Annotated in this window: 7 protein-coding genes and 1 pseudogene; 5 read left to right on the forward strand and 3 right to left on the reverse strand. The window is 62.9% G+C overall.

Going from position 1 to position 11873, the window contains the following annotated elements:
* Positions 1–121: 121 nt before the first annotated feature.
* Both DM807_RS00055 and DM807_RS00060 read left to right on the forward strand, forming a co-directional pair.
* Complete coding sequence (locus DM807_RS00055) at positions 122–478, forward strand: hypothetical protein (protein ID WP_060514794.1); 357 nt, start codon at positions 122–124, stop codon at positions 476–478.
* A gap of 67 nt (positions 479–545) precedes the next feature.
* Entirely contained in the window at positions 546–1043 is a 498-nt protein-coding gene (locus DM807_RS00060) for a GreA/GreB family elongation factor (protein ID WP_012270423.1), read from the forward strand.
* A 143-nt stretch (positions 1044–1186) separates the two neighbouring features.
* On the opposite strand, the gene gdhA is transcribed toward DM807_RS00060, so the two are convergent.
* From gdhA to DM807_RS00075, 3 genes are all read right to left on the reverse strand, one after another.
* Positions 1187–2527 carry an NADP-specific glutamate dehydrogenase gene (gene gdhA, locus DM807_RS00065; RefSeq protein WP_179026919.1) on the reverse strand — a complete coding sequence of 447 codons (1341 nt, stop codon included), beginning with the start codon at positions 2525–2527 and terminating at the stop codon, positions 1187–1189.
* A gap of 221 nt (positions 2528–2748) precedes the next feature.
* A complete protein-coding gene (ettA, locus tag DM807_RS00070) occupies positions 2749–4416 on the reverse strand; it encodes an energy-dependent translational throttle protein EttA (RefSeq protein WP_060494663.1) in 1668 nt (555 codons plus the stop codon).
* A 300-nt stretch (positions 4417–4716) separates the two neighbouring features.
* Complete coding sequence (locus DM807_RS00075; protein WP_071890787.1) at positions 4717–5130, reverse strand: hypothetical protein; 414 nt, start codon at positions 5128–5130, stop codon at positions 4717–4719.
* 1094 nt (positions 5131–6224) lie between these two features.
* Here DM807_RS00075 and DM807_RS00080 point away from each other — a divergent pair.
* From DM807_RS00080 to DM807_RS00090, 3 genes and pseudogenes are all read left to right on the forward strand, one after another.
* Positions 6225–9209 (forward strand): annotated as a pseudogene (locus DM807_RS00080) (bifunctional diguanylate cyclase/phosphodiesterase); the annotation flags it as partial.
* 193 nt (positions 9210–9402) lie between these two features.
* The gene (gene glyA / locus DM807_RS00085) at positions 9403–10656 is read left to right on the forward strand and encodes a serine hydroxymethyltransferase (RefSeq protein ID WP_012270418.1); all 1254 of its coding nucleotides are present in this window, start codon (positions 9403–9405) and stop codon (positions 10654–10656) included.
* Between the two features lie 244 nt (positions 10657–10900).
* Positions 10901–11854, forward strand: a complete 954-nt coding sequence (locus tag DM807_RS00090; RefSeq protein ID WP_069943225.1) for an arsenic resistance protein — start codon at positions 10901–10903, stop codon at positions 11852–11854.
* Positions 11855–11873 lie beyond the last annotated feature (19 nt).

Below are 11873 nucleotides of genomic sequence, written 5' to 3' on the forward strand. Positions count from 1 at the left end.
CTACAGACAGCGCGTCAGGCTGAAAGCTGAGTATCCCAACCAACTCTTTGACACTGTTTTGACACCTCCCCGACAAATCGCCACCTAGACTTTCCACCATCAACGGGAGGGTCTGGTGGTTATGTCGCGGTACTGGTTCGGCGTGTGCATTGCGTTGTTGCTGTCAGGTTGCGAAACCACCCACGAGCAGATGGTCAACCATGGTTATCCCCCGGCCTATGCCGATGGCTTTCAGGACGGCTGCAGCAGCGGTCGCCAGGCGGCCGGGCTGATGGTGGGCGGGTTCAACAAAAACGTGCCGCGCTACCTGCACGAGCGCCAGTACGAAACCGGCTGGGACGACGGCTTCCGCCAGTGCCACGCCATGCAGAACAGTGAAGAACAGCGCGAGTACCACGAGCGCTTCTGGGACCAGCGCGACCGCGAGTGGGAGCAGGAAAAGGACCGTGGCGCCGCCAAGGCCTATCGCCACGACTGAGTCGCAAACGGACATCCCTTGAAACCGGCAGCCTGCCATGATGGTCTCCTGCACAAGGAGCCCCCGCATGAGCCGAGCATTCGTCAACGAAGACCAGGCCGCCGCCCAGGCCGACCAGCCGGTCGAGCGACGCATCAGCGAACAACCCAACTACGTCACTGCCAGCGGACTGCAGCAGTTACAGGCGCGCGTGGCCGAGCTGAATGCCTTGCGCAGTGAACTGCTGGCACAAGGTGAGCGTGGCGACAAGCAGCGGCTGGCCGATACCGAGCGCGACCTGCGCTATTTCAGCGCGCGGGTACAGAGTGCCCAAGTGGTGCCGGCGGCGGCTTCTCGCAGCAAGGTGCAGATTGGTAGCCGGGTGCGGTTCGTGGATGCGCAGGACCAGGAGCATGTGGTGCGACTGGTAGGCGAGGATGAAGCGGATGCTGGGCGTGGATTGATTAACTGGGGGTCGCCGTTGGGGCGGGCTTTGCTGGGTGCGGGGCCTGGGGATGAAGTGGTTTGGCGGCGGCCGGTGGGGGATCAGGTGATCGAGATACTTGAAATTGAGGGTGAAAGCTGAGGGCCCTGGGGGCTGCTTTGCAGCCCTTTCGCGACACAAGGCCGCTCCTACAAGATTGCGCGATCATTCAGGTTGTCGCGGTCCCCTGTAGGAGCGGCCTTGTGTCGCGAAAGGGCCGCAAAGCGGCCCCCAGCAGCCTCAGATCAGACGACGCCCTGAGCCAGCATCGCATCGGCCACTTTCACAAAGCCTGCGATGTTCGCACCTTTGACGTAGTTGATACGGCCATCGGCTTCTTCACCGTAGTGCACGCATGCATGGTGAATCGACTGCATGATGTTGTGCAGCTTGCTGTCCACTTCACCGGCAGTCCACAGCAGGCGCATGGCGTTCTGCGACATTTCCAGGCCCGATACGGCCACGCCACCGGCGTTGGAGGCCTTGCCCGGGGCGTACAGGATGCCGGCGTCCAGGAAGATATCCACAGCTTCCAGGGTGGTCGGCATGTTGGCGCCTTCAGCCACGCAGATGCAGCCGTTACGCAGCAGCGTGCGGGCGTCCTCGGCGCCCAGTTCGTTCTGCGTGGCGCACGGCAGGGCGATGTCGCACGGCAGGCTCCATGGGGTCTGGCCTTTGCGGAACTCCAGGCCGAACTGCCCGGCCAGCTCGCTGATGCGGCCGCGCTTGACGTTCTTCAGCTCCATCAAGGCGTCCCACTGGGCATCGGTCAAGCCGGCTTCAGCGTACAAGGTGCCTTCGGAGTCAGACAGCGAAATCACCTTGCCGCCCAGGTCCATGACCTTGCGCGTGGCATACTGGGCAACGTTGCCCGAACCGGACACCGCCACGCGGCGACCGTCGATACGCTTGTCCTGGCGTTTGAGCATTTCTTCGGCGAAGTACACGCAGCCATAGCCGGTGGCTTCCGGACGGATCAGGCTGCCGCCGTAGGTCATGCCTTTGCCGGTCAACACCGAGGTGAACTGGTTGGCCAGGCGTTTGTACTGGCCGAACATGAAGCCGATTTCGCGGGCGCCCACACCGATGTCACCGGCCGGTACGTCGCAGTCGGCGCCGATGTGGCGGTACAGCTCGCTCATGAAGGCCTGGCAGAAGCGCATCACTTCAGCGTCGCTCTTGCCTTTAGGGTCGAAGTCCGAGCCGCCCTTGCCGCCGCCCATGGGCAGCGAGGTCAGGGAGTTCTTGAACACTTGCTCGAAGGCCAGGAACTTCAGCACGCTGAGGTTAACCGACGGGTGGAAACGCAGCCCGCCCTTGTACGGGCCAATGGCGCTGCTCATCTGGATGCGGTAACCGCGATTGACCTGCACCTTGCCCTGGTCATCGACCCAGGACACGCGAAACAGTACAGCGCGCTCGGGCTCGACCATGCGCTCGAGGATGCCGGATTGCAGGTAGTGAGGGTTGGCTTCAAGGAATGGCCACAGGGTGCGCAACACCTCTTCCACCGCCTGGTGGAATTCCGGTTGGCCAGGGTCACGCTGTTGCAGGCGTGCAAGGAAATTGTCGACAGATTCGATCATGGTAGACATCTCACCGAAGGTTTTGGACTTATTGGTTTTTTCAGGAATGTACCAAGAAGCAATCGCACCGGAATAGGGCGAGATGTCGTTTTTTTGAAATTATTTGGTGCGTTTTATATAAATGTATACAAAATAACCGCCCAGCACCCTGCTTCTGCCTGTGCTGCGGGCACAAAAATGGGGCCACCATGGGCCCCATTCCTGTGCATCAAAAAACCGGCTTACTGAGCCAGCTTCTTGTGCCGTACACGGTGCGGCTGGGCAGCGGCATCGCCCAGGCGCTTCTTGCGGTCCGCTTCGTACTCGGTGTAGTTACCTTCGAAGAACACCACGTTCGAGTCGTCTTCGTACGCCAGGATGTGGGTAGCCACACGGTCCAGGAACCAACGGTCGTGGGAAATCACGATCGCGGCGCCCGGGAAGTCCAGCAGGGCCTCTTCCAGCGAACGCAGGGTTTCGACGTCGAGGTCGTTGGACGGTTCGTCGAGCAGCAGGACGTTACCGCCCTCCTTCAGGGTCAGCGCCAGGTGCAGGCGGCCACGCTCACCACCGGACAGGTCCTTGACGAATTTTTGCTGGTCGCCACCTTTGAAGTTGAAGCGGCCAACGTAGGTACGCGAAGGGATCTCGTAGTTGCCGATGCGGATCTGGTCGGAGCCGTCGGAGATCTGCTGGAACACTGTCTTGGCGCCGTCCAGGTCCTCGCGGCTCTGGTCCACACAGGCCAGTTGCACGGTTTCACCGATCTCGATGCTGCCCGAGTCTGGCTGCTCCTTGCCCATCAGCATGCGGAACAGCGTCGACTTACCGGCACCGTTACCACCGATCACGCCGACGATCGCACCCTTGGGCATGGCGAACGACAGGTTGTCGATCAGCACGCGGTCGCCGTAGCCCTTGGTGACGTTCTTGAACTCGATGACCTTGTCACCCAGGCGCGGACCGGCCGGGATGTAGATCTCGTTGGTTTCGCTGCGTTTCTGGAATTCCTGCGACTGCATTTCTTCGAAGCGCTGCAGACGGGCCTTGGACTTGGACTGGCGGGCCTTGGCGCCTTTGCGCACCCACTCCAGTTCCTCTTTCATGGCCTTCTCGTGGGCGCTCTGCTGCTTGGATTCCTGCGCCAGACGGTCCGACTTGGCTTCCAGCCAGCCCGAGTAGTTGCCTTCGTACGGGATACCGGCGCCGCGGTCCAGTTCCAGGATCCAGCCGGCGACGTTGTCGAGGAAATAACGGTCGTGGGTAATGGCTACCACAGTGCCAGGGAAGTCGTGCAGGAAGCGCTCAAGCCAGGCCACCGAGTCGGCGTCCAGGTGGTTGGTTGGTTCGTCGAGCAGCAGCATGTCGGGGGCCGACAGCAGCAGGCGGCACAGGGCCACACGGCGCTTCTCACCACCAGACAGGTGTTCGATGCGCGCATCCCAGGCCGGCAGGCGCAGGGCATCGGCGGCGACGTCCAGTTGGCGCTCCAGGTTGTGACCGTCGGCGGCCTGCAGGATGGCTTCCAGCTTGGCCTGCTCGGCGGCCAGCTTGTCGAAGTCGGCATCCGGGTCGGCGTAGGCGGCGTAGACCTCGTCCAGGCGCGCCTGGGCGTCCTTGATCACGCTGACCGCTTCCTCGACCACTTCACGCACGGTCTTGGTCGGGTCCAGTTGCGGTTCCTGGGGCAGGTAACCCACGTTGATGTCGGGCATCGGACGGGCTTCGCCGTCGAATTCCTTGTCGACGCCCGCCATGATCCGCAGCAGGGTCGATTTACCGGCGCCGTTCAGGCCGAGCACGCCAATCTTGGCGCCCGGGAAGAACGACAGGGAAATGTTCTTGAGAATTTCCCGCTTCGGCGGCACGACCTTGCTCAGCCGATGCATGGTGTAGACGTATTGAGCCAAAACCAAGCCCTCTAATCAGATAGGTAAAGACATCGACGATCGCCCCGGCAGCATGGCCTGGGGGATGTGTTGGGTGTCATTGAACAAAGTCGACCATTCTACGCCAACGCGCAGCGTTGCATAGGAGGGACCGCCAGTGGGGGGTGGGATCGGTGTGATCCTTGGGGGGGTCTATTGCCTGTTCCGGCCTCTTCGCGGCTAAAGCCGCTCCCACAGGAATATCACTGCCTTCAAGGGCAATACAGCACCTGTGGGAGCGGCTTTAGCCGCGAAAGGGCCGCCGCAGTGGCCGAAGAGGGCTCAGACGTGACGCTGCTTGGCCTTGCCACGCGGCAAACGGCAACGGTCGCCCTGCTCAGCCAGGCGAGAGGCCCAGGCGGACTTCACGCTGAAGCCTGCGCTGAGGGTAGGCTGCTGCTCGGCGCCCTTGGCCACATTAGCCGGCTTGGCGGCCGCAGGCGCCGTACTGACAACCTTGCCAGCAGGCTTGGCCGCAGCCACGGCAACGGCCGGCGCAGCTGCCGCCTTGGCGGTCTTGCGCAGTTCAGCCAGCGATGGGGCCTTGCTCTTGGCGGTGGCAGCCGCGTCTGGTTTGACCAGCGAACGCTGGCACGATTTGCAGGATACGTCCTCGGTCACGGCAGTGCTGACAAGGGTCTGACTGCTGCGCCCACAGGCGGAATCGAGGCCATTGGAGGAAAAGTGAGTAACCAAAACCGAACATCTCCGATGCGTTGTCATGTGAAGCGGGCGCTATTCTCGCACAGGTTGCAGGGGCTTGCCGAACCACCGGGCAGGCACCATCGGTCAACATGGCTGGCACTTTGCCATAATCCTAGGCATGCTAGCCGGTTTCGGGTGTCCGGCCTTATAGTGCGCCACCGCGTCGCAACAACCAGGCACCGGCATACACCGTGCATGATCCTTCCCTGCCATCGCCAGCCCAATCGCAGGATCAACGCTTGACCAACCTTACTCATCCGTCGTCATTGCGTACCGCGCAACAAGCGCCCGCCGTTACCCTGCGCGGGTCGATCAAGGGTGCGCTGGCACTGTTGGCCCTGATTCTGCTGGGCCTGCTGCTGTGGCAACTATTCGCCCAGTTCAACCATACCCAGGCCGACCTGCGCAAACAGAGCCTGGACGCCACCGCGGAACTGGCCGACCACCTGAGCCTGAACATGGCGTTCAAGGCGCAGCAGGCAGTGAATGTGGTGCAGCCCTATGTCAATGCACCGACACCCGCTGCCCTGCCGAGCCTGGTGGACACCCTGCGCGAGCGCCTGCCTGCCTTGCAAAGCGTGGCCTGGCTGGACAGTGCCGGGCAACTGCGCGTCGACAGCCTGGCCGGCAGCCCGGACCGCCAGTTGCTTGACGAACTGCTGACACTGAACCAGGGGCGCCCGTACTTCTTCACCAATTCGGCCGACAACCGCACCCTGTATCTGTTGCTGCGCCAGGCCGCCGAACAGGACCGTGGCTACTGGTTGCTGCGCCTTTCACCGGACTACTACCGCGAGCTCACCCTCCACCTCGATGGTGGCGGCCACCCGCTGTGGCTGCTGGAGAACAGCCGCAGTGGCGAGGTGCTGCAGAGCCACGCCCCAACCGATACCAGCAACGCGCCGCTGCAAAGCGTGATGCTGGCCTTCATCGACAACAGTACCTGGCAGTTGCGCGGCCTGTTCGACGCCGAGCTGGCCCAGCAAAAGTTATTGCCGGCGCTGATCGGCAAATGCCTGCTGGTGCTGTTTTGCGCCCTGCTGCCGGTGCTGGCGCTGATCAACATGCGCCGCCGCCAGCGCGCGCTGCAGGAAGACCGCCGGCGCTATCAGGAAATTTTCGAAGGCACCGGCGTGGCCCTGTGCGTGCTCGATTTGTCCAGCCTGCCCAGCCAGCTCGACCGCTACCACCTGCGCAACCGCGCTGCGCTCAAGCACAGCCTGGCGCTGGACCCGAACCTGCGCCGCTCGCTACTGCTGGAGCTGAAGATCACCGAGGTCAACCAGGTGGCGCGCCAACTGCTGAACATCGAGTGCCACGAAGGCGCATGGCAGCGGCTGATCGACGGCACCGGCGATGGCCGCGACAGCGTCGGCATGCAGCTGATCGACGCACTGATCGAGCAACGCCAGCTGCTTGAGCTGGAAGTGCGCCTGCCGGCACCGCTGGGCGGCGAACTGCACCTGTGGTTGATGGCGCGCCTGCCGCAGCAGCGCCGCGACTACCAGGCAGTGATCCTCAGCATCAGCGACATCACCAGCCGCAAACAGGTCGAGCTGTCGCTGCTGGAGCGCGAAGGCTTCTGGTCGGACGTGGTGCGCACCGTACCCGACCAGTTGTACGTGCAGGATGTGCTGAGCCAGCGGATGATCTTCAGCAACCGTCACCTCGGCCAGACCCTGGGCTACGACCGTACCGAGCTGGCACAGATGGGCGACCGCTTCTGGGAACTGCTGCTGCACCCCGAGGATGCCGCGCACTACCAGGCCCTGCGCCAGCAACAGCGCGACAGCGGCCATGACCAACCGCTGCACTGCCAGTTGCGCTTCCGCCACCGCGACGGCGGCTGGCGCTGCTACGACATTCGCGAGCAGGTGCTGACCCGCGATGCCGAAGGCCTGGTGACGCGCATCATCGGCGTGGGCAAGGATGTGACCGTGCAGATCGAGGCCAGCCAGTCGCTACGTGACAGCGAGCAGCGCTACCGCATGCTCGCCGAAAGCATCAGCGACGTGATCTTCTCCACCGACAGCCTGCTCAAGCTCAACTATGTCAGCCCCTCGGTACAGAGCGTGCTGGGCTACCAGGCCGACTGGATATTCGCCAACGGCTGGCAGTCGATCATCGCCAACCCGGCCCAGCTCACCGGTATCTACAGCCTGATGGAGCGCGTCAGCAAAGCCATGGGCGACCCATCGCAACTGGCGCAACTGCGCAGCCAGCTACCGACCCAGCTGTTCCTGTTCGACTGCCTGCGTGCCGATGGCCGCAAGATCCCCATCGAGCTGCGTCTGGTGCTGGTGTGGGACGATGACCAGCGCTTTGAGGGCGTGCTTGGGGTGGGCCGCGACATCAGCCAGCAACGCCGTGCCGAAAAAGACCTGCGCATGGCCGCAACGGTATTCGAACACTCCACGTCGGCGATCCTCATCACCGACCCGGCCGGCTACATCGTCCAGGCCAACGAGGCGTTCAGCCGCGTCAGTGGGTACGCCGTCAGTGAAGTGCTCGACCAGTTGCCGGGCATGCTCACCGTCGACGAACAGCAGGAGGGCCACCTGCGCTATGTGGTCAAGCAACTGCACCAGCGCGGCAGTTGGGAGGGCGAGGTGTGGCTCAAGCGCCGTGACGGCGACCACTACCCGGCCTGGGTGGGCATCACGGCGGTACTGGACGACGAAGGCGACCTGGCCAGCTACGTGTGCTTCTTCACCGACATCAGCGAGCGCAAAGCCAGCGAACAGCGCATCCACCGCCTGGCCTACTACGACGCCCTCACCCACCTGCCCAACCGCACGCTGTTCCAGGACCGTTTGTACAACGCCCTGCAACAGGCCGAGCGGCAGAAGGCCTGGGTGGTGCTGATGTTCCTCGACCTCGACCGTTTCAAGCCGATCAACGACTCCCTCGGCCATGCCGCCGGCGACCGCATGCTCAAGGACATGGCCCTGCGCCTGCTGGCCTGCGTGGATGACGACGACACCGTGGCACGCATGGGCGGCGACGAGTTCACCCTGCTGCTGCAACCGCGCCCCACCCGCGAGATGGCCCTGAACCGCGCCATCCATGTGGCCGAGAACATTCTCGGCAGCCTGGTGCGGCCGTTTGTGCTGGAAAACCGTGAATTCTTCGTCACGGCCAGTATCGGCATCGCCCTCAGCCCGCAGGATGGCAGCGAGCTGAGCCAGTTGATGAAAAACGCCGACACCGCCATGTACCACGCCAAGGAACGCGGCAAGAACAACTTCCAGTTCTACCAGGCCGAAATGAACGCCAGCGCACTGGAGCGCCTGGAGCTGGAAAGCGACTTGCGCCATGCCATGGAGCAGAACGAGTTCATCCTGTACTACCAGCCGCAGTTCAGCGGCGACGGCAAGCGCCTGACGGGCGCCGAGGCCCTGCTGCGCTGGCGCCACCCAACCCGTGGTCTGGTGCCACCGGGCGACTTTATCCCGGTGATCGAAGAACTGGGCCTGGTGGTGGACGTGGGTGACTGGGTGCTGCGCGAGGCCAGCCGCCAGCTCAAGGCCTGGCACAAGGCCAAGGTGCGGGTACCCAAGGTGTCGGTGAACATATCGGCGCGGCAGTTCTCGGACGGGCAACTGGGCACGCGGATTGCCAATATCCTCGAAGAAAGCGGCCTGCCACCGGCATGCCTGGAGCTGGAGCTGACCGAAAGTATCCTGATGCGCGAAGTGAACGAGGCGCTGCAGATTCTTGCCAGCCTGAAAAACCTCGGTCTGAGCATTGCGGTGGACGACTTCGGCACGGGTTACTCGTCGCTCAACTACCTCAAGCAGTTCCCCATCGACGTACTGAAGATCGACCGCACCTTCGTCGACGGCCTGCCCGAAGGCGAGCAGGACGCGCAGATCGCCCGGGCGATCATCGCCATGGCCCACAGCCTCAACCTGGCGGTAATCGCCGAGGGCGTGGAAACCCACGAACAGCTGGAGTTCCTGCGCGAGCATGGCTGCGACGAGGTGCAGGGCTACCTGTTTGGGCGGCCGATGCCGGCGCATCAGTTCGAAGCGCAGTTCTCCAACGAGACCCTGTTCATGTTCCATTGATGTGTCAGCGATGGGGCGCGCGGCGCCCCTGAAAATGGACCTTAGAGTCAACTCATGGATCTACGCAGCCCAGACACGGCGCGGGATGCAACATGAGCCCCATTGGTCCGCGACTTGATGCCACTTCATATGCCAGCCGCGAATCAATCGGTTAGAATGCCCACCCAAATTACCCCGATCCTTGAGGACCGCCATGTTCAGCCGTGATTTGACCATTGCCAAGTACGACGCCGAGCTCTTCGAAGCCATGCAGCAAGAAGCCCTGCGCCAGGAAGAGCATATCGAGCTGATCGCTTCGGAAAACTACACCAGCCCGGCCGTCATGGAAGCTCAGGGCTCGGTCCTGACCAACAAGTACGCCGAAGGCTACCCAGGCAAGCGCTACTACGGTGGTTGCGAGTACGTCGACATCGTCGAGCAACTGGCCATCGACCGTGCCAAGGAGCTGTTCGGCGCCGACTACGCCAACGTCCAGCCGCACGCTGGCTCCCAGGCCAACGCTGCCGTCTACCTGGCCCTGCTGTCGGCCGGTGACACCATCCTGGGCATGAGCCTGGCCCACGGTGGTCACCTGACCCACGGTGCTTCGGTAAGCTCGTCGGGCAAGCTGTACAACGCCATCCAGTACGGCATCGACGGCAACGGCCTGATCGACTACGACGAAGTCGAGCGCCTGGCTGTCGAGCACAAGCCAAAGATGATCGTTGCCGGCTTCTCGGCCTACTCGCAGGTTCTGGACTTCGCCCGCTTCCGCGCCATCGCCGACAAGGTCGGTGCCTACCTGTTCGTCGACATGGCCCACGTTGCCGGCCTGGTTGCCGCTGGCGTGTACCCGAACCCGGTGCCGTTCGCCGACGTGGTCACCACCACCACCCACAAGACCCTGCGCGGCCCACGCGGCGGCCTGATCCTGGCCCGTGCCAACGCCGACATCGAGAAGAAGCTGAACTCGGCTGTGTTCCCGGGCGCCCAAGGCGGCCCGCTGGAGCACGTCATCGCCGCCAAGGCCATCTGCTTCAAAGAAGCCCTGCAACCTGAGTTCAAGGCTTACCAGCAGCAAGTCGTGAAGAACGCCCAGGCCATGGCCAGCGTGTTCATCGAGCGTGGTTTCGACGTGGTTTCCGGTGGCACCCAGAACCACCTGTTCCTGCTGTCGCTGATCAAGCAGGAAATTTCCGGTAAGGACGCTGACGCGGCCCTGGGCAAAGCCTTCATCACCGTGAACAAGAACTCGGTACCGAACGACCCACGTTCGCCGTTCGTCACCTCGGGCCTGCGTTTCGGCACCCCAGCCGTTACCACCCGTGGTTTCAAGGAAGCCGAGTGCAAGGAACTGGCTGGCTGGATCTGCGACATCCTGGCTGACCTGAACAACGAAGCGGTGATCGACGCCGTACGTGAGAAGGTCAAGGCCATCTGCAAGAAGCTGCCGGTTTACGGCAACTGATTGGCGCCAGCCTGAAGTGAAAAAGCCCGGCCCAGTGCCGGGCTTTTTCGTTTTTCATGAACCAGGTTCGCTGACCTGTCGCGGTCCCTGTGGGAGCGGGTTTACCCGCGAAGAAGGCAACGAGGTGAATGGCACCGGCTACGCCGGTGTTCGCGGGTAAACCCGCTCCCACAGGTAATATGCTTGCCTTCAGTACTTGGGCCCAGTCCAAGCTGATTCCCCATTACCAACCACAGGCCACACCTTGACCAGAGAACAACTTGAGACCCACCAGATCCCGATCTACTTCGCTGCCGTGCTCGCCGCCGTTGCCTTCGGCTTGGTGGCCACTGACAGCGCGCGGTATCTGGAAGCCGTGGTCACCCCGGCCATTGCCGTGCTGATGTACGCGATGTTTCTGCAAATCCCTTTCCTCGACCTGCGCCAAGGCCTGGGTAATCGCCGTTTCATGGGCGCCCTGCTGCTCGCCAACTTCATTCTTGTGCCGCTGTTGGTCTGGGCGATCACTCGCGGGTTGGTCGAGCACCCGGCGATTCTCGTCGGTGCCTTGCTGGTGCTGCTCACGCCCTGCATCGACTATGTGGTGGTGTTCACCCACATCGGCAAAGGCGACTCGCGCCTGACCCTGGCCGCCACCCCGGTGCTGTTGCTGGTACAGCTGGCACTGCTGCCGATCTACCTGGCCCTGATGCTGGGGGCCAACAACAACGTGGTGATTTCCATCACCCCGTTCGTGGAAGCCTTCGTGCTGCTGATCGTGCTGCCCATGCTGCTGGCCGTGCTCACCAGCCTAGGTGCCCGCCGTTCGCGCACCGTCGCAACCTGGAACGACGCCTGGGCGTGGTTGCCCGTTCCGGCGATGGCCTTGGTGCTGGTGGTAGTGATCGCGTCGCAGATAGCCGTGGTGCTGCGTGATTTCGACCGTTTGCTGCCGGTGATTCCGGTGTACGTCGGCTTCATGCTGCTGGCGCCTGTGCTCGGGTTCGTCTGCGCGCGGCTGCTGCGCCTGCCGGCCACCGAAGCACGCTCGGTAACCTTCAGCGCCGCCACACGCAATTCGTTGGTCGTATTGCCGCTAGCGTTGGCGCTGCCGGAAGACATACGCGGGTTGGCGGCAGCGGCGGTGATCACCCAAACGCTGGTGGAGCTGGTGAGTGAGCTGGTTTATGTGCGAATGGTGCCTCGGTTGGTGCGTTGACACCGGCACCCGCAATACC

This window comes from Pseudomonas hunanensis (assembly GCF_013393325.1).
GTDB classification, from domain to species: domain Bacteria; phylum Pseudomonadota; class Gammaproteobacteria; order Pseudomonadales; family Pseudomonadaceae; genus Aquipseudomonas; species Aquipseudomonas putida_P.